Consider the following 21,438-nt stretch of genomic DNA (forward strand, 5'->3'; position numbering starts at 1 on the left):
CCATCAGTCCTTGCGCAGACGCTTGTTCAAGGCCTCCAGGACCGGGGCGGGCACCAGGTGGGAGACGTCGCCGCCCCAGGCGGCGACCTCCTTGACCAGGGAGGAGGAGAGGAAGCTGTACGTGGGGTTGGTGGGCACGAACAGCGTTTCGACACCGGTGAGGCCGATGTTCATCTGGGCCATCTGCAGTTCGTAGTCGAAGTCGCTGACGGCGCGCAGGCCCTTGACGATGGCGGGGATGTCGCGCTGCTTGCAGAAGTCGACGAGGAGGCCGTGGAAGGCCTCGACCCGGACGTTCGCGTACTCGGCGGTGACCTCGCGGATCAGCTCGATCCGCTCCTCGATCTCGAACAGGCCCTTCTTGGACTTGTTGATCATCACCGCGACGTACACCTCGTCGTACAGACGGGAGGCGCGGGCGATGATGTCGAGATGTCCGTTGGTGATCGGGTCGAACGACCCGGGACAGACGGCGCGGCGCACTTGTGATCCCTCGCTCTCCGGTCCGGTCATCGTGCGTCTTCGCACGTAGAGGCGGCGCGACCGTACCAAAACGTTCCCTCGCCGTAGCGACGGGACCGGATCGCCTCGAAGCCGTCCGGCCAGCGGAATTCGCCGCCTCTGGTGCTGCGCTCCACGGTGACGAGCGCTTGCTCAGCGAGCCAGCCTTCCGAGCGGAGTGTGAGCAGAATCTCGCGAAGATCGTCGTCCGTGACGGCGTACGGGGGGTCGAGAAAGACCAGGTCGTACGGTGCCGCCGGGGCCGGCGACTTGATGATCTGTTCCGCTTTGCCCGTTCTGACCTCGGCGCCGGGGAGGCCCAGGTTCTTGACGTTCTCGCGGACGGTCCTGGCTGCGCGGGCGTCGGCCTCGACCAGGAGGGTGTGGCTCGCGCCCCGGGACAGGGCCTCCAGGCCTACGGCGCCTGAACCGGCGTAGAGGTCAAGGACCCGTTCGCCGTCGATCGGACCGCCGAGGAGGGACTGCCAAGTGGAGAAGAGACCTTCGCGGGCACGGTCCGACGTCGGCCGGGTTCCGGTGCCAGGGGGTACTGAGAGGCGCCGTCCGCCGGCCCGGCCGGCGATCACGCGGGTCATGTGGGGTCCTTCTTCGTGGGCGGCTTTACGTTCATTGTGGCTGGTCGCGCAGTTCCCCGCGCCCCTTCGGGCGCGCTTCCGCCTCAGCCCTTTTCCAAGTACTGCTCCCTCTCCTCGTTCAAGAGGGCGTCCAGAGCCGTACGCAGACCCGGGAGCCGCTCCAGCTGCGGATCGGCCGCCACCACCGCCGTCGCCTCCTCCCTCGCCTCCGCGATGACCTCCTCGTCCTCGATGACCGCCAGGACGCGCAGGCTGGTGCGGGCGCCGGACTGTGCCTGGCCGAGGACGTCGCCCTCGCGGCGTTGTTCGAGGTCGATGCGGGAGAGTTCGAAGCCGTCGAGGGTGGAGGCGACGGCGTTCAGGCGCTGGCGGGCGGCGGCGGCCTCGGGCATCTCGGTGACCAGGAGGCACAGACCGGGGGCCGAGCCCCGGCCCACCCGGCCGCGCAGCTGGTGGAGCTGGGAGACGCCGAAGCGGTCGGCGTCCATGATGACCATCACCGTGGCGTTGGGGACGTTCACGCCGACCTCGATGACCGTGGTGGCGATCAGGACGTCGGTCTCGCCGGCCGCGAAGCGGCGCATCACCGCGTCCTTGTCGTCCGGGGGCATACGGCCGTGGAGGACCTCGACCTTCAGGCCCTGCAGGGGGCCGCGGCTCAGCTGGTCCGCCATGTCCAGGACGGCGAGCGGCGGGCGCTTGTCCGCCTCGTCCTCGGCGGACTTCTGCCTGGCCTTCCGGGGATCGGCCGCCTCGTCGGCGTCGTCGCCGATGCGGGGGCAGACGACGTACGCCTGGTGGCCGTTCGCCACCTCCTCGCGGACGCGTTCCCAGGCGCGGGCGAGGAAGTGGGGTTTGTCGGCGGCCGGGACCACATGGCTGGCGATCGGGGAGCGGCCGGCGGGGAGCTGGTCGAGGACGGAGGTCTCCAGGTCGCCGAAGACCGTCATGGCGACCGTGCGCGGGATCGGGGTGGCCGTCATCACCAGCAGATGCGGGGGCTGTTTGCCCTTGCCGCGCAGGGCGTCGCGCTGCTCGACGCCGAAGCGGTGCTGTTCGTCGACCACGACCAGGCCGAGGTCGTGGAACTGGATCCTGTCCTCGATCAGGGCGTGGGTGCCGATGACGACGCCGGCCTCGCCGGTGACCAGGTCCAGCAGGGCCTGGCGGCGGGCGGCCGCACCCATGGAGCCAGTGAGCAGGACGACCTTGGTGGCGTGCTCGGCGCCGCCCAGCATGCCGCCTTCGGCCAGCTCGCCCATCATCTCGGTGATCGAGCGGTGGTGCTGCTGGGCGAGGACCTCGGTGGGCGCGAGCATGGCGGCCTGACCGCCTGCGTCGACCACGGCGAGCATGGCGCGCAGGGCCACCAGGGTCTTCCCACTGCCGACCTCTCCCTGGAGCAGGCGGTGCATCGGGTGTTCCGTGGCGAGGTCGTCGAAGATCTCCTTGGAGACCTTCTGCTGGCCCTCGGTGAGGGTGAAGGGGAGGCGGTCGTCGAACGCCGTGAGGATGCCGTCCGGCTTGGGGGTGCGGGGGACGGCGGGGAGTTGGGCGTCCGCGTGGCGGCGGCGGGCCAGGGCGACCTGCAGGACGAAGGCCTCGTCCCACTTCAGGCGGGCGCGGGCGCCCGCGATGTCGGCCTTGGTGTGCGGACGGTGGATCTTGAGGAGCGCCTCGGGGAGCGGGAGCAGACCGCGGCCCTCACGCAGGGCGGGCGGCAGCGGGTCGAGGGCTTCCTGGGCGGCGGGCAGCACCGTCTGGACCGCCTTGCCGATCTTCCAGGACTCCAGTTTGGCCGTGGCCGGGTAGATGGGGATCAGGGCGCCGGCCCAGGTCTCGACCGTCTCCTCGCCGTCGCCGCGCAGCAATTCGTAGGCGGGATGGGCCAGTTGGAGGCGGCGGTTGAAGACCGAGACCTTGCCGGCGAACATCGCGCGGGTGCCCGGCAGCAGTTCCTTGTGGGGCTTGTGGACGCCGTTGCCGAAGAAGACCAGCTGGAGCCGGCCGCTGCCGTCGGTGATCGTGACCTCCAGGCGCTGGCCCTTGCCGCGGGGGGCCTTGGCGGAGGCGAAGCTGTGCAGCCGGGCGTCGGCGACCTGGGCGACCACCGTGACGTGCTCGTCCATGGGGAGGTCGGCGAGGTGGGTGAGCTGGCCGCGCTCCTCGTATCTGCGCGGGTAGTGGTGGAGGAGGTCGCCGACGGTGTGCAGGCCGAGGTGCTCGGCCATCACCTTCGCGGTGGCGGGGCCGAGCACTGACTTCAGTGGCTGCTTCAGTGGTTCTTCCAGTGCGGGCACGAGATCCATTGCACACCACGGCACTGACAATGCCGTATACGCTTCGGGAAAGTCCTGGTCACACGGTTCGTTCGGGCTCTAGGATGGCGCGCCCCGGCCATCCCTTCCGCGGTCACCGCCCCACCGGACCGCCCGACCCCGCGCCGTGCGAGTCCCCCGCCCGCGGCGCCGTGACGATGGACTCCCAGACTTCGCAGTCATCCCAGGCATCCCGGTCACCTGCACCTCAATCGCCTCATTTGTTCCAGGTCGACCTGCGCGGTCTGGTGGACCTGCTCTCGCATCACCTCTACTCCAGTCCCAAGGTCTATCTGCGCGAGCTGCTGCAGAACGCCGTGGACGCGATCACCGCCCGGCGGGCGGTGCAGCCGGACGCGCCGGCACTGGTCCGGCTGCACGCGGCGGACGGCACCCTGCGCGTGGAGGACAGCGGTGTCGGGCTCACCGAGGCGGATGTGCACGACCTGCTGGCCACCATCGGGCGCAGCTCCAAGCGGGCCGAGGACCTGCGGGAGGCCCGCTCGGACTTCCTCGGCCGGTTCGGCATCGGCCTGCTCGCCTGCTTCCTGGTCGCCGAGCGGATCCGGGTGGTCAGCCGCAGCGCCCGTACGCCCGGCGCGCCGCCGGTGGAGTGGACGGCGAGCGACGACGGGTCGTACACCGTGCGCACGCTGCCCGGCCCGGCGCGTCCCGAGCCGGGCACGACGGTGTACCTGACCGCGCGGGGCGGGGCGGCCGAGTGGCTGTCGCCTCAGCGGGTCCTGAGGCTGGCCCGGGACTTCGGCTCGCTGCTGCCGTACGACGTGCGGGTGGGCGAGGAGCCGGTCACCGGTCTGCCCGCGCCCTGGGACCGGCCGTATCCGAGTCCCGCGGCGCGCCGGGGTGCGCTGGCCCGGCACTGCCGGGAGCTGTTCGGGTTCGCGCCGCTGGACTCGATCGACCTGGATGTGCCGCTGGCGGGGGTCCGCGGGGTGGCGTACGTGCTGCCGTCCGCGGTGAGCCCCGCGCAGCGGGCGAGCCACCGGGTGCATCTGAAGGGCATGCTGCTGACCGAGCGGGCCGAACAGGTGCTCCCCGACTGGGCGTTCTTCGTGCGCTGTGTGCTGGACACCGACAGCCTGCGGCCGACGGCCTCGCGCGAGTCGCTGTACGAGGACGAGACGCTGGCCGCCGTGCGGGAGGCGCTCGGCGAGAGGATCCGCTCGTGGCTCACCGGGCTCGCCGCCGGTGATCCGGAGCGGCTGGCGGCGTTCCTCGCCGTGCACCACCTGGGGGTGAAGTCCCTCGCCCGGCACGACCGCGGCATGCTGCGCACGATGCTGCCCTGGCTGCCGTTCGAGACGACCGACGGCCGGTTGTCCCTGGAGGAGTTCGCGCAGCGGCACCCGGTGGTGCACTTCACGCGGACCGTCGAGGAGTACCGGCAGGTCGCGCCGATCGCCTCCGCGCAGGGCGTCGGTGTGGTCAACGGGGGCTACACGTACGACAGCGAGCTGGTCGAGGTGCTGCCGTCGGTGCGGCCGGGGACGGTGGTCGCCGAGCTGGACGCGGACACCGTGACCGCCCATCTGGACGCGGTCGACCCGGGCGAGGAGCGGGCCCTGTCGGGCTTCTTGGCGGCGGCGCGGGCGAAGCTGGACCCGCTGGGCTGTGACGTGGTCCTCCGCGCCTTCCACCCGCTGTCGGTGCCCGCGCTGCACCTGGACGACCGGGCGGGCCGGCACGAGCAGGCGCGGGCGGCGGCCGAGGAACAGGCCGACGACCTGTGGGCGGGCATCCTCGGCTCGCTGCGCGGCAGCGCACCGCGCGGGCGTCTGGTGCTCAACCACCTCAACCCGCTGGTGCGCAGGATCGGTTCGCTCAAGGATCCGGAGCTGATCGGTACGGCGGCCGAGTCGCTGTACGGGCAGGCCCTGCTGAGGGCGCAGCGCCCCCTGAGGCCCGCCGACTCGGCGCTGCTCAACCGGGCGTTCATCGATCTGCTGGCGTGGGCGACCCACGGGGAGGGTGAGGGCGATGAGTGAGATCACGGACTTCGACGCGCTGCGCCGGGCGATGGCGGAGAACTCCGAGCAGCCGGAGGGCCCGGCCCGCAACGCGCGCGCGGAGCAGCTGCTCGCCGAGGCCGAGCGGCTGGACGTCCCGCTCGCCGTGATCGAGGCGCTCGGACACCAGCTGCAGGTCTACAACTACAGCTCCGAGAAGGACAAGATGTTCGTCCCGTTCGCGCGGCTGCTGCGCATGTGGGACGAACGGCCCGAGGACTTCGACGCGTACGAGACGCACTCGCTGCACTGGGTCTTCAAGTGGATGTCGGCGGGCATGCTGGACCAACCGCACATCCCGCTCGCCTCGATCGAGCAGTGGCTGGGCGAGATGGAGCACCGCTACCGGCTCGCCGGGTACTCCGAACGGGCCGTGCGCCGTGCCGAGTTCAGCGTGGCCGCGCACATCGGGGACCTGGCGCGCGCGGAGCGGGCGTACGCGGCGTGGCTCGCCGCGGACCGCGACCGGATGGCCGACTGTCCCGCGTGCGAGCTGCGTGGGCAGGGGGTCTGGCAGGTCGAGCGGGGCCGCGACGCGGAGGCGCTCGGGCTGTGGCGGCCGGTGCTGGAGGGCGAGTTCGCGTGCGCGCACGAACCGCACACCGTGCTGGCCTCCTCACTGGCCCCGCTGCTGCGTCTGGGCCGCGTGGACGAGGCCCGCGCGCACCACCTGCGGGGCCTTCGCCTCGTACGCCCGATGGAGTCGATGCGCGGCGCGTACGCCGACCATGTGGAGTTCTGTGCGCTGACCGGCAACGAGGCGCGCGGTCTGGAGCTGCTCGCCGAACGGCCGGCGTACTTCACGGACACCGGGCATCCGCGCAGCCGGCTGGACTTCCTGGCGGTGGTGGCGCTGCTGATGGACCGGCTGGCCGAACTGGGGTCGGCCGGGCAGCGGGTGCCGGGGCCGGCCGGGCGGGCGTGGACCGCGGGGGAACTCGCCGCCCACGCGCGCGTGGAGGCGCTGGACCTGGCCGAGCGGTTCGACCGGCGCAACGGCACGTCGTACGTCGGCGACCGGACACGCGCGCGTATGGCCGGGCGGCCGCTGGTGGACCGCCTGCCGCTGGGCGTGCGCACGGTACTCCGGACGCCGGTGACCGTGGCGCTGCCCGAGGTCACCGAGACGCCCGGCCTGGGGACTCTGCTTGCCGAGGCCCGACGGCTGTCGGACACACTGCAGCCGCATGCCCTGGAGGCCTGGGCGGCGGTCGCGCGGGCCGCGGGCGACGCGGAGCTGGGGCCACGCGACCGCGCCGAGATCGCCGACCACGAGGCGATGGCCCGTGGTCCCGAGGGCATCGAGCTGTTCGCACGGGCGGCTGAGCTGTACGCGGAGGCGGGCGACCCCGGCGAGGCCCTGGCGGCACGCGCGCGTGGAGCGTACGTCCGCGCCCTGAGGGGCGAGGTGGACGCGGCAGTGCACACGGTCACCGCTCTGTACGACGAGGTACTCGCCCTGTACGCCACGGAGGACACCGGCCTGCGGCAGACGGCATCGGTGCTGATGAGCCGGGCCCGGATCCTGATGCGACGACTGCACGAGGGGACGGTGTACGAGACCCCGACGGGCGGGGGGACGGCACCAGGCGCCTGCGCGGCGGACGGGTCCGTGGGGGAAGGGACCGTTCCGGGTGAGCCGGGGACGGGCGGGCGGGACGCAGTCGGGGAAACCGATTGCGTCCGGCCGGGCGCCGGTGGGGCGGTGACCGGGGCGCCTGCGGACGAGGCGCTGCTGCCGGACGGGGCTGTGCCGGAAGCGTCCGCCTCGGGTGAGGGCGGGGCCGGGGCGGGTGGGGTCGGTCCGGAGGGCGCGGGGGTTCAGGGGGATGCCGGGGCGTGTGCCGAGCAGGCTGTGCGGGAGGTGCTCGCGCTGGTCGGGGGGCGGGTCGGGGACGATGTGCGGCTGGCCGCTCGGGCCGCGGAGGCGCGGGCCATGCTCGCCGAGCTGGCCGGGCACGCCGGGGACGCCGAGCGGTCCGCGGAGCTGTTCCGGCGGGCCGCCGCCGACTACGTGGCCGCCGGGCTCCCGTGGTTCGCGGTCGAGTACGAGGTGCAGGTCGCCGCACTGGCCCACCAGGCCGGTGACCTCGCCGAGGCCGAGCGGGCGCTGCGGTCCGCCCTGGAGCACGGCGGGGACTGCGTGGAGCCGGTCGGCCGGGCCCAGCTGCATCTGCAGCTCGCCGAGGTGATCGGCGGGCGGGGTGAGACCGCCGCAGCCGCCGAGCACGCGCTGGAGGCCGCGCACTGGGCCGACGAGGCGGGCGAGAGCCGCACGCTGGGCGCCTGCGCGCGACAGCAGCTGGGTGGTCTCCTGCTCCGTCAGGGCCGTTGGGCGGAGGCCGCCGAGGTGCTGGAGTCGGCGCTGGCCGACCTGTCCGCCGAGACGCACGGCGACGGCGCCGTCGTACAGGCGCAGTGGTGGCTCGGTGACTGCCTGAGCGAGCTGGGCGACCACCGCGCGGCCGCGGAACGCCGGCTGCGGGCGGCCGAAATCGCCCGGCACTGGCCCGAGCAGCAGGACCACGCCACGCTCGCCCATCTCGCTGCCGAGTCCCTGAGCAACGCCGGTCTGACGGCGGAGACGGACCAGGCCTATGCGCGCGCGGGCGACCTGTGGCGCGCGCTGGGCAATGCGCCCTTCCTCGTCCGGTCGCTGCGCGCCCGCGGCTGGCTGGCGCTGAGCGGCGAGGGCGGAGCGGAGGGCGCCCGCGCGCTGATGGCGGAGGCGGTGCGGGAGTGCGAGCGGGCGCTGGAGGCCGCTGCCGACCCGGTGTCCCTGGAACAGCTCACCGAGGAACTGGCCGGCACCCACCGCCAGTTCGGCGATCTGCTGGCCCGCTCGGCGTCCGAGGAGGCGGCGGACGGCACCATCCGGGCGGCGTTCGAGGCGGCGCTGGTCCAGCTGGAGCGGGCGGCCTCGCTGTTCGGCACGCTGGGCACGGACGGACTGCACAGCCGTACCGGCGCCGAACTCGCCGCGGGCTGGCTGGAAGCCGACCTGGGCCGTCCCGCCGGGGCGGCGGCACGCGCACGTGCCGTACTCGCGGCCTACGAGGATGCCGACGACGAGGACGAGACCGTCCGCGCACGGCGGGCGGAGGCCGCCCAGATGCTCGACCCGGACGCGTGAGGGCGGGTCACTCCACGCCGATCAGGAGCAGGGTGCCCTGGCGTCCGCCCCGGTACACCACCGTGTCCACGGCGAGGTAGGACTCCCGTACGCGCATGTCGAGGTGTTCGGCGATGTTCTCGGGGGCCTCGTCGCCGACGACGAGGGTGACCAGCTCGCCGCCGGCCTGGAGCATGCGGTCCAGGACGGTCGCGGCGGTGGCGGTGACGTCCGGGCCGATCACCGCCACGTCGCCGTCGATCAGCCCGAGCACGTCCCCGGCCTGGCAGATCCCGGCCGTCGTCCAGGACTGGCGCTCGGCGACGACGACCTCGGCGTACCGGGTGGCGCCCGCCGCCGCGGTCATCTGGACGACGTCCTCGTCGAACCGGCGCTCCGGTTCGTGCACGGCCAGCGCGGCGATGCCCTGGACCGCCGAGCGGGTCGGGATCAGGGCCACGCGGATGCCCTCGGTACGGGCCTGCTCGGCGGCCGCCGCGGCCGTGTGGCGCAGCTCGGCGTCGTTGGGCAGCAGAACGACCTCGCGCGCGTGGGCACGTCGTACCGCCTGCACCAGTTCCCCGCTGGCGGGCGGCTCGCCCGGGCGCGCGAGGACGGTGGTCGCGCCCGCCTCGGTGTACAGCCCGGCCAGGCCCTCGCCGGGTACGACGGCGACGACGGCCCGCTGGACCCGCTCGCGCGGGTGCCGCTCGCCGCCGGTGTGCACGTCCCCGATGGCGAAGTGGGTGATCCGGATCCGGTACGGCCGCCCGGCCTCCACGCCCGCCTCCACGGCGGCGCCCGCGTCGTCGACGTGCACATGGACGTTCCACAGCCCGTCGCCGCCGACCACCACCAGGGAGTCACCGAGTGCGTCGAGGCGTTCCCGGAGCCGGGCCACGGCCGTGTCGTCGGCCTCCAGGAGATAGATCACCTCGTAGGAGGGCCCGGCGGTCCCGGAGCCGTCGGCGCACGGCCCGGCGGACGGGCCGGCATCGGAAACGGCCGCCACGCACGCGTGCGCCTCGCGGGCGCCGCCGTCCGCGGTCCCGGCGCCGTCCACGGCCCCGCCGGCGTGCGGGGCCCCCGGGGTCTCCCCCGCCGCGGGGCCGTCCGCCACCACCGACAGGGCCGGCGCCTCGCGCACCGTCTCCCCCGTGAACGCCTCCACCAGCGCCCCCAGCACCGCCACGAGGCCGCGCCCGCCCGCGTCGACCACTCCGGCCCGGCCGAGCACGGGCAGCTGGCCCGGCGTTGCCGCCAGGGCGGTGCGCGCACCGTCGTAGGCCGCCCGCGCGACCGTGCCGCAGTCGCCGTCGGCTCCCTCGGCGGCTTCGGCGGCGGCCGAGGCGACCGTCAGGACCGTGCCCTCGACGGGGTGGGCCACGGCCTGCCGGGCGGAGTCGGCGGCCCGCCGCAGGGCCAGCCGCAGTCCCGCGCCGCCGACGTGGGACGTCTCGCTCCCGGGGGCGTCCGCGAGCACCTGTGCCATGCCGCGCAGCAGCTGCGCCAGGATCGTCCCGGAATTGCCGCGGGCCCCGATGAGCGCCCCGTGGGCCATCGCGTGCACGGCGTCGGCCAGGGAGGGCTCCCCGGTGCCCGTCCCGTAGCCGGCGAACACCGCCTCCACGGCCGTGGCCGCCGATTCCAGGGTCAGGTAGAGATTCGTCCCGGTGTCGCCGTCGGCCACCGGATAGACGTTGATCGCGTCGATCTCCTCGCGGGCACGGCCCAGTGCCCGGAGCGCCAGACCGCACCAGGTGCGCACCGCGAGAGCATCGAAGAATGTCTGCGGCACCTGCGCCACCTGCGCCTCCCTGAGCTGGACGTGGGACGCAGCGTAGACCCCGGGACCGTGTGCACCGGAAGAGGGCCGGGAGCGGGGCCCTGAGCTGCCATGGTAGTTTCGTTGTACGGACGCAGTCGTTGTATGCTGCTCCGGTTGCCCGATCCTGATCGGGCTGTTCCCCTGGCAACGCCACTCAGATCTCAGGTCGTACGATCTCGATCCCGGCATGCCGGGATTAACCGTAAGTGCATCTGAAGTCTTTGGAGTGACCCGTGGCTGCCAACTGCGACGTCTGCGGCAAGGGGCCGGGCTTCGGCAACAACATCTCGTTTTCGCACCGCCGTACGTCCCGCCGCTGGAACCCGAACATCCAGCGTGTGCGTACCGTGGTCGGCGGGACGCCGAAGCGCGTGAACGCTTGCACCTCGTGCATCAAGGCCGGCAAGGTCTCGCGCTGACGCTACAGCTGAGCGCGCGGCCACTGCCTGGTTCGCTGCACTGAGCCGGTCCACCGAAGGGTGGGCCGGCTTTTTGCCGTACCCGCGCGGGAGGTCAGCTCCTGAACCGCCATCCGTGATCCACCGGCCCGATGCCCGCCCCCAGGGCGAACCCTCGGGCGATCGCGCCCGTGACGTACTCCTTGGCCTCGATGACCGCCTCCGGCACGCTCAGGCCCTTCGCCAGCCCCGAGGCGATCGCGGAGGCCAGTGTGCAGCCCGTGCCGTGCGTGTGCCGGTTGTCGTGGCGCGGCGCCCGCAGCCAGTGTTCCGCCGAGCCGTCGGTCAGCAGATCGACCGCATCGCCGGCAAGGTGCCCGCCCTTGATCAGCACCCATCGCGGCCCGTGGGCCAGCACGGCGGCGGCCGCCCGTCGCAGATCGTCCTCCGACTCGACCCGCACCCCGGTGAGTTGTGCCACCTCGTCGAGGTTCGGGGTCGCCACGGTGGCCGCCGGGAGCAGCTTCGTCCGTACGGAGTCCAGCGCGGTGGCGGCCAGCAGGGGATCGCCGTGCTTGGAGACGCCCACCGGGTCCACCACGGCCGGGGCGTCCGTGCCGGAGATCAACTCGGCGACCGTCTCGACCAGTTCCGCCGAGGCCAGCATGCCGGTCTTCACGGCCTGTACGCCGATGTCGTCCACGACACTGCGGTACTGCGCCCGTACCGCCTCCGCGGGCAGCTCCCACGCGCCCTGCACGCCCACGGAGTTCTGCGCGGTGACGGCCGTGATCACGCTCATCCCGTGCACGCCGAGCGCGAGCATCGTCTTCAGGTCGGCCTGGATGCCGGCGCCGCCGCCGGAGTCCGAACCGGCCACCGTCAGGACCCTGGGCAGGCTCATGACTCGATGTCCCCGAAGTGGTCCCAGCCGCCCTTGCTGGTCCAGGGGGCCCCGTCGACGGTCACCTGGGGCAGCGCGGAGGGGTTGAGGACCTCGCCGATGACCTTCCAGCGGGCCGGGAGCTTGGCGTCCGGCGGGAAGGTCGCCACGATCGCGTGGTCCTCTCCCCCGGTCAGCACCCACTGCATCGGATCCACGCCGACGGCCTGACCGATGTCGTTCATCTGGGTCGGGATGTCGATCGCGCCGGAGCGGATGTCGATGCGGACCTTGCTGGCCTCGGCGATGTGCCCGAGGTCGGCGATCAGCCCGTCGCTCACGTCGCACATCGCGGTCGCGCCGAGCGCGGCGGCCGCCGGGCCCGCGTGGTACGGCGGCTCCGGGCGCCGGTGGGCCTCCACGAAGGCGCGCGGGGAGCGGAAACCCCGGGAGAGGACCGCGTAGCCGGCCGCGGACCAGCCCAGCCAGCCCGTGACGGCCACCAGGTCGCCGGGCTGGGCTCCCGCGCGTGTGACGGGCTCCTGGTTGCGCAGATCGCCGAGCGCGGTGATCGACACCATGATCGTGTCGCCGCGTACGACGTCCCCGCCGACCACGGAGGCGCCCGCGACCTGGCACTCGTCGCGCAGGCCGTCCATCAGCTCGCTCGGCCAGGTCACCGGGAGTTCGGCCGGTACGACCAGGCCGAGCAGCAGGGCGGTCGGTACGGCGCCCATCGCGGCGATGTCGGCGAGGTTCTGTGCCGCCGCCTTGCGTCCGACGTCGTAGGCCGTGGACCAGTCGCGGCGGAAGTGCCGTCCCTCCAGCAGGATGTCGGTGCTCGCCACCACCCTCCGGTCGGGCGCGGCGACCACCGCGGCGTCGTCGCCGGGGCCGATCCGGACCGCCGGGGTGGTGGTGAGACGGGAGGTGAGCTCCCTGATGAGCCCGAACTCCCCGAGCTCACCAACAGTGCCCTTCATTGCTCTTGCTCCCCTTCTCTGCCATGCCGTGCCCACTCGCGCGTCATCAGTGTCCCCGATACGGTCGAGGTGACCGTCGACACGGTCGGAACGACCGTCGATACGGTCAGGTGACCGTCAACTTCCGTCGTGCCTGCACCCTGGCGCGCAAGCCTGGTTCCCGCAGGTCTCCCCGCGGGGAGCGGCGACGCGATACCGTGGCGTTCCTTTTCCCCACATGATCCTCGTGGCCGCCCTGGAGGTTCCGTGGTACAGGCGTACATCCTGATCCAGACGGAGGTCGGCAAGGCGTCGACCGTCGCCGAGACGATCAGCAAGATCCCTGGAGTGCTCCAGGCCGAGGACGTGACGGGACCGTACGACGTCATCGTGCGCGCCCAGGCCGACACCGTCGACGACCTCGGTCGCATGGTGGTCGCCAAGGTCCAGCAGGTGGACGGCATCACCCGCACCCTGACCTGTCCGGTCGTGCATCTGTAGCCCCCGTCTACCCTTGGCCGGTGAATATTTTCCGTCACCGGCCCTTCGGCCTGTTCGCGCCCGCGCTGCTGATCGCGGTCGCGGGCTGCTCATCGGCAGACGACGGCGGCGCCACGGTGGCGGTTCCCAGCCCCGACGCGAAGACGGCGAAGGTGTGCCGGGATCTGCACCGGGTGCTGCCGCAGAAGCTCGACGGGCGGAGCCGCAACGACCCCGAACCCCGGTCCGCCTACACGGCGGGCTGGGGAAACCCGGCGATCATACTGCGCTGCGGTGTCGTACGGCCGCCGAAGATGGTCGATCCCGAGGTGGCCGAGGGCGGTGACCCCGACGCCGTCGCGGGCGGGGTGAACGGCGTCGACTGGCTGATGGAGAAGCAGGGCGACGGCACCTGGCGGTTCACGACGGCGAACCGCGTGGCTTATGTGCAGGTGAGCCTGCCCGAGGGGATGTCCGCGCAGGAGGAGGGCACGGCCGTGCTCACCGACCTCGCGACGGCCGTGAAGAAGGCGATCCCCCAGGGGATCGCCTCCATGCGGTGAGGGTTCCGCGGGTCAGCGCAAGCCGGTCGAGCGGCGCAGCGCCGCCTGGACCAGGCGGTCGATCAGCTCCGGGTAGCTGATGCCGCTGGCCTGCCACATCTGCGGGTACATCGAGATCGGCGTGAAACCGGGCAGGGTGTTGACCTCGTTGATCACGAACTCGCCCTCCTCGGTGAGGAAGAAGTCCGCGCGGACCAGGCCCTCGCAGGAGACCGCCTCGAACGCCTGCACCGCGAGCTCCTGCACCTCGGCGGTCTGCTCCTCGGTGAGCGGCGCCGGGACGACACCGGGCGTGGAGTCGATGTACTTGGCCTCGAAGTCGTAGTACGCGTGCGCGTCCGGCGGCGGGATCTCGGCCGGTACGGAGGCGCGCGGCCCGTCCTCGAACTCCAGCACACCGCACTCGATCTCACGGCCCCGCACGGCGGCCTCGATGAGGATCTTCGGGTCGTGGGCCTGCGCGGTGGCGATCGCCTCGTCCAGGCCGGACAGGTCGTCGACCTTGGTGATGCCGATCGACGAACCCGCGCGGGCGGGCTTCACGAACAGCGGCCAGCCGTGCTCGCCGGCGAAGTCGACGATCTTCTTGCGGGCGGCGGACTCGTCCTGCTCCCACTCACGCGGCCGGATCACCACGTACGGGCCGACCTTGAGCCCGTAGGAGGTGAAGATCCGCTTCATGTACTCCTTGTCCTGGCCGACGGCCGAGGCGAGCACACCGGCACCCACGTACGGCACTCCGGACAGTTCCAGCAGGCCCTGCAGGGTGCCGTCCTCGCCATAGGGACCGTGCAGCACCGGGAAGACCACGTCGACCTCGCCGAGCGCCTTGGGCACCGAGCCGGGCTCGCTGTAGACGACCTCGCGGTTCGAGGGATCGACGGGGAGCACCACGCCGCCCTCGTGCGACTCGGCGAGGTCCTCGACCTCGGGGGTGCGGCGGTCGGTGATGGCCATCCGCTCCGGCTCGTCGGCCGTCAGCGCCCAGCGGCCGTCCCGGGTGATGCCGATCGGCAGGACGTCGTACTTGGTCCGGTCGATGGCCTTGAGGACGGCGCCGGCGGTGACCACGGAGATCCCGTGTTCGGAGCTGCGCCCGCCGAACACGACGGCCACACGCGGCTTGCGCGACGGCTGCTCAGGGCTCTGGGGAAGGTTCTCGGTGCTCATATCGCGTTGAGAGTACCCGTTGGTATCGGCCGAGTCAGCGCCCGCTGGGCCACCGTGACGCAGCGTCCCTCCAACGGTCGCTCAGCGTCGTTCCGGCTTCGCGCTGCGCGCCATCAGCTCCTTGAGGGCGACCACCGGCGGCTTGCCCTCGTGCACGATGTCCACGACCGTCTCGGTGATGGGCATCTCCACACCGTGCCGGCGGGCCAGATCCGCCACCGACTCGCAGGACTTGACGCCCTCGGCGGTCTGCTTGGTGACCGCGATGGTCTCCTGGAGCGTCATGCCCTTGCCGAGGTTGGTGCCGAAGGTGTGGTTGCGGGACAGCGGCGAGGAGCAGGTGGCCACCAGGTCGCCGAGGCCCGCGAGTCCGGAGAAGGTCAGCGGGTCGGCGCCGAGCGCCATGCCGAGCCGGGTGGTCTCGGCGAGACCGCGGGTGATGAGCGAGCCCTTGGCGTTGTCGCCGAGCCCCATGCCGTCGGCGATGCCGACCGCGAGGCCGATGACGTTCTTGACCGCTCCGCCCAGTTCGCAGCCGACGACGTCGGTGTTGGTGTACGGCCGGAAGTACGGCGTGTGGCAGGCGGCCTGGAGGCGCTGGGCGACTGCCTCGTCGGTACAGGCGACGACGGCCGCGGCGGGCATGCGGGCGGCGATCTCGCGGGCCAGGTTGGGCCCGGTGACGACCGCGATGCGGTCGGAGCCGACCTTGGCGACGTCGTCGACGACCTCGCTCATCCGCATGGTGGAGCCGAGTTCGACGCCCTTCATCAGGGAGACGAGCACGGTGTCCGGGGCGAGCAGCGGGGTCCACTCGGCGAGGTTGGCGCGCAGGGTCTGGGAGGGGACGGCGAGGACGGTGAAGTCCGCGTCCCGCAGCGCCTCGGCCGGATCGGAGGTCGCGGCGAGGTTCTCCGGGAGTTCGACGCCGGGCAGGTAGTCGGGGTTGGTCCGGGTGGAGTTGACCGCCTCGGCCAGCTCGGGGCGGCGCGCCCACAGGGTCACTTCGCAGCCCGCGTCGGCGAGGACCATACCGAAGGCGGTACCCCATGAGCCGGTGCCCATGACCGCCGCCTTGACCGCCTTGCTCACTTGCCCTGCCCTTCCGGTTCCTTGCGCTGCGTCTGCGCCTGGGTGCGGCGTCGCTGTTCGATCCGCTCGCGGCGCGGGTCGTAGGGCGTCTCGGGCGCCTTCTCGCCGCGGATCTGCTCCAGCTGGCGGGTGATGGCCGCCATGATGACCTCGGTGGCCTCCTTCAGCAGGTCCGGGGTCATCTCCTTGTCGTAGAAGCGCGACAGGTCCACGGGCGGGCCCGCCAGCACGTGATGGGTCTTGCGCGGGAAGAGGTTGGGCTTCTTGGCGTACGGCGGCAGCAGCTCGTTGACGCCCCACTGCGCGACCGGGACGACCGGGCACCTGGTCTGCAGGGCGACGCGGGCGGCACCCGTCTTGCCGGTCATGGGCCAGCCGTTCGGGTCGCGGGTGAGGGTGCCCTCGGGGTAGAAGGCGACGCACTCGCCGCGCTCCACGGCGTCGATCGCGGCGCGGAAGGCGCTGAGCGCGTCCGTGGACTCGCGGTAGACGGGGATCTGCCCGGTGCCGCGCATGGCGGCGCCGACGAATCCCTTCTTGAAAAGTCCGCTCTTCGCCAGGAATCGCGGAACCCGTCCGGTGTTGTACTGATAGTGCGCGTACGCGAAGGGGTCCACGTGGGAATTGTGGTTCACCACGGTGATAAATCCGCCCTCGGCCGGAATGTGCTCCATTCCACGCCAGTCCCGCTTGATCAGAACCACCAGCGGCGGTTTGCAGATCACCGCGGCGAAGCGGTACCAGAAGCCGATTCTGCGGCGGGGCACAAGGACACCTTCCTCTAGGGGGCTGCCACCCCGGCGGGGGCCGCACAAGTGTCGCCCCGAGCCGCCGGTCTGTCGAGAACACCGTACGCCCCGAGGGGCAGGCCGCCAGAAGCCCCGGGGACAATGATCGCGACAAGAGAGGGGCGGTACGCCGGTGCAGTGGAGCTTGGTGATCCCGCTGAAGCCCTTGGCACGGGCCAAGAGCAGGTTGGCGGACACCGCCGCCGACGCAGTGCGGCCGGGGCTGGCCCTCGCGTTCGCACAGGACACGGTGGCCGCCGCGCTGGCGTGTCCGGCCGTGGCGGATGTGGCAGTCGTCACGGACGACGAGCTGGCCGCACGCGAGCTGGCCGCGCTGGGCGCGCGCATCGTCCCGGACGCACCGGCAAGCGGCCTGAACACCGCTCTCACGCATGGCGCCACCGTCGTACGCGAAATACGCCCGCGCACACCTGTCGCGGCACTGAACGCCGATCTGCCGGCACTGCGGCCGACGGAACTGGCCGTCGTCCTGGGCGCGGCGGCGGAGTTTTCCCGGGCCTTTCTCGCGGATGCGGCTCGGCTGGGCACGACGTTGCTGGCCGCGGGGCCGGACCGGGAATTGCGGCCGGAGTTCGGCATTGATTCCCGTTCCCGGCACCGCGAGTCGGGGGCGGAAGAACTCCGGCTCGCGGGGGTGGATTCGGTACGACAGGATGTGGACACCGGGGACGACTTGCGGGCGGCGCTGGCCCTGGGGGTCGGGCCGTATACGGCAGCCGTTTCGGCGGGACTGCTGATCCCCGGGTCGTGAGGCGCCCGGTGCGGGGGCCTGGCGAGGGGTTCGAGGCGGTGCTCGCCGAGAGGTGCCTCCCCCTAGGGGACATCCCCTCGCAGTCCGCAGCCGGCCTGCACCCCCGCGGCGAAACCCGGAACGAGGGCAACCACTAGGCTGCTGCCATGCAGGCCACCGCATACACCTACGACCCGGCAACCCGAAGCGGGCAGGTGCTCCTCGACGACGGCACCCCGGTCCCCTTCGACGCGTCGGCGTTCGACAAGGGCGGCCTGCGGCTGCTCCGCCCCGGTCAGCGGGTGCGGATCGAGACCGAGGGACAGGGCGAAGCCCTGCGCATCACCCTCGTAACCCTCCAAACCCTGTAACTGCCCTTACAAACGCCGCGGGCCGGGCTCCCGAGGGAGTCCGGCCCGGCGCGTGAGTGCCCTGGCGTGGCGCCCTGGCGGCTTACGACGTCGCCTTGCGGGCGGTGGCCTTCTTCGCGGTGGTCTTGCGTGCCGTCGACTTCTTGGCCGGGGCCTTCTTCGCGGTGACCTTCTTCGCCGGGGCCTTCTTGGCGGTGGCCTTCTTGGCGGTGGTCTTCTTCGCGGCGGTGGTCTTGGCGGCCGCCGTGGTCTTCTTGGCGGGAGCCTTCTTCGCCGGGGCCTTCTTCGCGGCGGCCGTGGTCTTCTTCGCGGTCGTCTTCTTCGCCGTGGTCTTCTTCGCGGCGGCGGCCTTGGTGGTCTTCTTCGCGGCGGCCTTCTTGACCGTCGCCGCGGCGCCGCCGGTCAGGCTGCCCTTGGGCGCCTTCTTGACCGAGACCTCGCCACCGCGCGGCAGCTTCTTCGAGCCGCTCACCAGGTCCTTGAAGCCCTGACCGGCACGGAAGCGCGGCACGGAGGTCTTCTTGACCCGAACCCGCTCACCGGTCTGAGGGTTGCGGGCGTAACGGGCGGGGCGGTCCACCTTCTCGAAGGACCCGAAGCCGGTGACCGAGACCCGCTCGCCCGCGACGACCGCGCGGACGATGGCGTCCAGGACATGATCGACAGCGTCGGCGGCCTGCTGGCGGCCACCCACCTTGTCGGCAATCGCTTCTACGAGCTGCGCCTTGTTCACGTCTTCCCCTTCGGAGACATCGCCAGAACGAAAGTGTTCAAGCTTTTTCGCACGTTAGGCAGATATATACCGCAAATCAAACACGAAACGGGCTAATCACCCTTGTGCCGCAACGGACTCGGTGGTCTCGGGCTGTTCAGTCGTCCTCTTCGGGGATCCGACCCTCGTCGAGGTCCGCGTTGAACCGCTCGAGCCGCCTTGCCGCAGCGGCGAGATCGTGCTTGGCCGCGGCCGTAATGACCAGCAGCTTCCGGGTCAGCGCCATCCGTACGCCCTCCGGGACTTGCAGTGCGCGCACTTTTGCGTGCGCTTCCTTGAGTTGGTTCGCGACCGCCGTATAGAGCTGGAGTTGGCCGTCGTGTCCCATGCACAGATTGTGCCATCTGGGGCGAGTTGTCGCCTGCCCAGGGGGTAACTGCCGCCTCAAATGGCCTTCCAGGCACTTGCGGAGGACGCGATCCCAGCACTCACGTACCCGCGCAACCCCCTTCGTAACGTGGGAAGTTGAGAGGCGGGCAAGAAGCGTGCGGGACGATTCGGGCCCGGACATGGCCGTACCCCCGATCGTGGCGATCGGGGGTACGGAGGGGGTGTTGGGTGGCCGGATCCGACCGCTCTGGCCCTGCGGCCGGAGCCGATCAGACCTGGAGCGTCCTCGGCTTGTACGACGGCCGCTTGGCCTCGTAAGCGGCGATGTCGGCCTCGTTCTGCAGCGTGATGGAGATGTCGTCCAGGCCGTTCAGCAGCCGCCAGCGGGAGTTCTCGTCCAGCTCGAAGGAGGCCGTGATGCCCTCGGCGCGCACCTCACGAGCCTCAAGGTCCACAGTGACCTCAGCAGTGGGGTCCTGTTCCGTCAGCTCCCACAGCGCGTCCACGATCTTCTGCTCAAGCACGACCGTGAGCAGGCCGTTCTTCAGCGAGTTGCCCCGGAAGATGTCCGCGAAACGGGAGGAGATCACGGCCTTGAAGCCGTAGTTCTGCAGCGCCCAGACGGCGTGCTCGCGGGAGGAGCCGGTGCCGAAGTCGGGGCCGGCGACCAGGACCGTGGCGCCCTGCCGCTCCGGGCGGTTGAGCACGAACTCCGGGTCCTTGCGCCAGGCCTCGAACAGCCCGTCCTCGAAGCCGTCCCGGGTCACCTTCTTGAGCCAGTGAGCAGGGATGATCTGGTCGGTGTCGACGTTGCTGCGGCGCAGCGGGACGGCCCGGCCGGTGTGCGTGGTGAATGCTTCCATGACTGATCAGACTCCAGCGGGCGTACGGGTCTCGGCGTCGGACAGGTCGGCGGGCGAGGCCAGGTGGCCCAGGACGGCGGTGGCCGCCGCGACCTGCGGCGACACCAGGTGCGTACGACCGCCCTTGCCCTGCCGGCCCTCGAAGTTGCGGTTGGAGGTGGACGCGGAGCGCTCACCCGGGGCCAGCTGGTCGGGGTTCATGCCGAGGCACATCGAGCAGCCCGCGTGCCGCCATTCGGCGCCGGCCTCCTTGAAGACCACGTCCAGACCCTCGGAGACGGCCTGCAGACCCACGCGCGCGGAGCCCGGGACGACCAGCATCCGTACGCCGTCGGCGACTTTGCGGCCCCGCAGCAGGTCCGCGGCTGCGCGCAGGTCCTCGATGCGGCCGTTGGTGCAGGAACCTACGAAGACGGTGTCCACCTTGATGGAGCGCAGCGGCTGGCCGGCCTCCAACCCCATGTATTCCAGGGCCTTTTCGGCGGCGAGGCGCTCCGAAGCGTCTTCGTACGAAGCCGGGTCGGGGACGTTCGCCGAAAGCGGCGCGCCCTGGCCGGGGTTGGTGCCCCAGGTGACGAACGGGGACAGCTCGTCGGCGTTGATCACGACCTCGGCGTCGAACTCGGCGTCGTCGTCGGTGCGCAGCGTCTTCCAGTACTCGACGGCCGCGTCCCAGTCGGCGCCCTCGGGGGCGTGCGGGCGGCCCTTGAGGTACGCGAAGGTGGTCTCGTCGGGGGCGATCATGCCCGCGCGGGCACCGGCCTCGATCGACATGTTGCAGATGGTCATCCGGGCCTCCATCGAGAGCTTCTCGATGGCGGAGCCGCGGTACTCCAGGATGTAGCCCTGGCCGCCGCCCGTACCGATCTTCGCGATGATCGCCAGGATCAGGTCCTTGGCCGTGACGCCCTCGGGCAGCTCGCCCTCGACGGTGATCGCCATGGTCTTCGGGCGGGCCAGCGGCAGCGTCTGGGTGGCCAGCACATGCTCGACCTGGGAGGTGCCGATGCCGAAGGCCAGGGCGCCGAACGCGCCGTGCGTGGAGGTGTGCGAGTCACCGCAGACCACGGTCGTACCGGGCTGGGTCAGACCCAGCTGCGGGCCGACGACGTGCACGACGCCCTGCTCGACGTCGCCCAGCGGGTGCAGCCGCACGCCGAACTCGGCGCAGTTCTTGCGCAGGGTCTCCAGCTGGGCCCGGGAGACCGGGTCGGCGATGGGCTTGTCGATGTCGAGGGTCGGGGTGTTGTGGTCCTCGGTGGCGATGGTGAGGTCGAGGCGACGCACCGTCCGGCCGCTCTTGCGCAGACCGTCGAAGGCCTGGGGGCTGGTCACCTCGTGCAGCAGGTGCAGATCGATGTAGAGGAGGTCGGGCTCGCCCTCGGCGCGCCGGACGACGTGGTCGTCCCAGACCTTCTCCGCGAGTGTCCTACCCATCGCTTTCCCTCCGGCCGGCAAAGGTGCACCGGCCCAACTAGAGATCTTGAGGAAGCGGCCGCCGCACCCTGATGTCGTGATTCCGGGCGTCCACCGCCAGGCCCGTTGGTCTGCGGGCCGCTGTGTGATTCCAGGGTGGCGCGTTCCACGGAAAATTGAACTTGCGTTTCACAGAGTGAGACGTGAGTATCGTTGC

20 protein-coding genes are annotated in these 21,438 nt (G+C 71.6%); 7 read left to right on the forward strand and 13 right to left on the reverse strand.

The genetic code is table 11. The features are described 5' to 3' along the window. Nucleotides 1-3: 3 nt before the first annotated feature. From coaD to recG, 3 genes are all read right to left on the reverse strand, one after another. Nucleotides 4-483 carry a pantetheine-phosphate adenylyltransferase gene (coaD, locus tag ACZ41I_RS25210; RefSeq protein ID WP_067041222.1) on the reverse strand — a complete coding sequence of 160 codons (480 nt, stop codon included), beginning with the start codon at nucleotides 481-483 and terminating at the stop codon, nucleotides 4-6. A gap of 26 nt (nucleotides 484-509) precedes the next feature. Further along, nucleotides 510-1,097: a 16S rRNA (guanine(966)-N(2))-methyltransferase RsmD gene (gene rsmD / locus ACZ41I_RS25215; protein ID WP_468322402.1), complete on the reverse strand. Its 588-nt coding sequence runs from the start codon at nucleotides 1,095-1,097 to the stop codon at nucleotides 510-512. Nucleotides 1,098-1,180: 83 nt separating this feature from the next. After that, on the reverse strand, nucleotides 1,181-3,406 hold the full coding sequence (recG, locus tag ACZ41I_RS25220) for an ATP-dependent DNA helicase RecG (RefSeq protein WP_468515103.1): 2,226 nt from the start codon (nucleotides 3,404-3,406) through the stop codon (nucleotides 1,181-1,183). A 167-nt stretch (nucleotides 3,407-3,573) separates the two neighbouring features. On the opposite strand from recG, the gene ACZ41I_RS25225 reads away from it, so the two are divergent. Continuing rightward, complete coding sequence (locus ACZ41I_RS25225) at nucleotides 3,574-5,421, forward strand: HSP90 family protein (RefSeq protein ID WP_468515104.1); 1,848 nt, start codon at nucleotides 3,574-3,576, stop codon at nucleotides 5,419-5,421. Continuing rightward, complete coding sequence (locus ACZ41I_RS25230; RefSeq protein ID WP_468515105.1) at nucleotides 5,414-8,575, forward strand: tetratricopeptide repeat protein; 3,162 nt, start codon at nucleotides 5,414-5,416, stop codon at nucleotides 8,573-8,575. The genes ACZ41I_RS25225 and ACZ41I_RS25230 overlap by 8 nt, the downstream gene beginning before the upstream one ends. A 7-nt stretch (nucleotides 8,576-8,582) precedes the next feature. On the opposite strand, the gene ACZ41I_RS25235 is transcribed toward ACZ41I_RS25230, so the two are convergent. Further along, on the reverse strand, nucleotides 8,583-10,361 hold the full coding sequence (locus ACZ41I_RS25235) for a DAK2 domain-containing protein (RefSeq protein WP_468515106.1): 1,779 nt from the start codon (nucleotides 10,359-10,361) through the stop codon (nucleotides 8,583-8,585). 254 nt (nucleotides 10,362-10,615) lie between these two features. Here ACZ41I_RS25235 and rpmB point away from each other — a divergent pair, with 254 nt between their 5' ends. Next, nucleotides 10,616-10,801 (forward strand): 50S ribosomal protein L28, encoded by a 186-nt coding sequence (gene rpmB / locus ACZ41I_RS25240; protein WP_009190838.1) that lies wholly within the window; start codon nucleotides 10,616-10,618, stop codon nucleotides 10,799-10,801. A gap of 94 nt (nucleotides 10,802-10,895) precedes the next feature. Here the strand turns inward: rpmB and thiD are convergent, their stop codons facing one another. Both thiD and ACZ41I_RS25250 read right to left on the reverse strand, forming a co-directional pair. After that, entirely contained in the window at nucleotides 10,896-11,684 is a 789-nt protein-coding gene (gene thiD, locus ACZ41I_RS25245; RefSeq protein ID WP_468515107.1) for a bifunctional hydroxymethylpyrimidine kinase/phosphomethylpyrimidine kinase, read from the reverse strand. Beyond that, nucleotides 11,681-12,646 carry a thiamine-phosphate kinase gene (locus ACZ41I_RS25250; protein WP_360091099.1) on the reverse strand — a complete coding sequence of 322 codons (966 nt, stop codon included), beginning with the start codon at nucleotides 12,644-12,646 and terminating at the stop codon, nucleotides 11,681-11,683. Before ACZ41I_RS25250 ends, thiD begins: the two co-directional genes overlap by 4 nt. Nucleotides 12,647-12,892: 246 nt before the next feature. On the opposite strand from ACZ41I_RS25250, the gene ACZ41I_RS25255 reads away from it, so the two are divergent. Both ACZ41I_RS25255 and ACZ41I_RS25260 read left to right on the forward strand, forming a co-directional pair. Continuing rightward, nucleotides 12,893-13,126, forward strand: a complete 234-nt coding sequence (locus tag ACZ41I_RS25255) for an Lrp/AsnC family transcriptional regulator (RefSeq protein WP_003993216.1) — start codon at nucleotides 12,893-12,895, stop codon at nucleotides 13,124-13,126. A 20-nt stretch (nucleotides 13,127-13,146) separates the two neighbouring features. After that, on the forward strand, nucleotides 13,147-13,668 hold the full coding sequence (locus tag ACZ41I_RS25260; protein WP_468515108.1) for a DUF3515 domain-containing protein: 522 nt from the start codon (nucleotides 13,147-13,149) through the stop codon (nucleotides 13,666-13,668). 12 nt (nucleotides 13,669-13,680) lie between these two features. On the opposite strand, the gene ACZ41I_RS25265 is transcribed toward ACZ41I_RS25260, so the two are convergent. From ACZ41I_RS25265 to ACZ41I_RS25275, 3 genes are all read right to left on the reverse strand, one after another. Continuing rightward, complete coding sequence (locus tag ACZ41I_RS25265) at nucleotides 13,681-14,838, reverse strand: D-alanine--D-alanine ligase family protein (RefSeq protein ID WP_363215759.1); 1,158 nt, start codon at nucleotides 14,836-14,838, stop codon at nucleotides 13,681-13,683. Nucleotides 14,839-14,919: 81 nt separating this feature from the next. After that, on the reverse strand, nucleotides 14,920-15,930 hold the full coding sequence (locus ACZ41I_RS25270) for an NAD(P)H-dependent glycerol-3-phosphate dehydrogenase (RefSeq protein WP_363215757.1): 1,011 nt from the start codon (nucleotides 15,928-15,930) through the stop codon (nucleotides 14,920-14,922). Beyond that, nucleotides 15,927-16,697, reverse strand: coding sequence for a lysophospholipid acyltransferase family protein (locus tag ACZ41I_RS25275; RefSeq protein WP_363215756.1), 771 nt, complete (start codon nucleotides 16,695-16,697; stop codon nucleotides 15,927-15,929). Before ACZ41I_RS25275 ends, ACZ41I_RS25270 begins: the two co-directional genes overlap by 4 nt. A gap of 154 nt (nucleotides 16,698-16,851) precedes the next feature. On the opposite strand from ACZ41I_RS25275, the gene cofC reads away from it, so the two are divergent. Further along, the gene (gene cofC / locus ACZ41I_RS25280) at nucleotides 16,852-17,490 is read left to right on the forward strand and encodes a 2-phospho-L-lactate guanylyltransferase (RefSeq protein ID WP_468322382.1); all 639 of its coding nucleotides are present in this window, start codon (nucleotides 16,852-16,854) and stop codon (nucleotides 17,488-17,490) included. 146 nt (nucleotides 17,491-17,636) lie between these two features. Then, on the forward strand, nucleotides 17,637-17,840 hold the full coding sequence (locus tag ACZ41I_RS25285) for a hypothetical protein (RefSeq protein WP_363215754.1): 204 nt from the start codon (nucleotides 17,637-17,639) through the stop codon (nucleotides 17,838-17,840). An 82-nt stretch (nucleotides 17,841-17,922) separates the two neighbouring features. Here ACZ41I_RS25285 and ACZ41I_RS25290 read toward each other — a convergent pair whose 3' ends face one another. The 4 genes from ACZ41I_RS25290 to leuC all read right to left on the reverse strand — a co-directional run bounded on the left by ACZ41I_RS25290 (nucleotide 17,923) and on the right by leuC (nucleotide 21,242). After that, entirely contained in the window at nucleotides 17,923-18,573 is a 651-nt protein-coding gene (locus tag ACZ41I_RS25290; protein ID WP_468515109.1) for an HU family DNA-binding protein, read from the reverse strand. A gap of 136 nt (nucleotides 18,574-18,709) precedes the next feature. Then, entirely contained in the window at nucleotides 18,710-18,940 is a 231-nt protein-coding gene (locus ACZ41I_RS25295; RefSeq protein WP_363215752.1) for an SCO5555 family protein, read from the reverse strand. Nucleotides 18,941-19,211: 271 nt separating this feature from the next. Further along, nucleotides 19,212-19,805, reverse strand: a complete 594-nt coding sequence (leuD, locus tag ACZ41I_RS25300; protein WP_351240178.1) for a 3-isopropylmalate dehydratase small subunit — start codon at nucleotides 19,803-19,805, stop codon at nucleotides 19,212-19,214. Nucleotides 19,806-19,811: 6 nt separating this feature from the next. Continuing rightward, nucleotides 19,812-21,242 carry a 3-isopropylmalate dehydratase large subunit gene (leuC, locus tag ACZ41I_RS25305; RefSeq protein WP_363215751.1) on the reverse strand — a complete coding sequence of 477 codons (1,431 nt, stop codon included), beginning with the start codon at nucleotides 21,240-21,242 and terminating at the stop codon, nucleotides 19,812-19,814. Nucleotides 21,243-21,438: the final 196 nt, after the last annotated feature.

This window comes from Streptomyces sp. NPDC030799, from assembly GCF_055572255.1.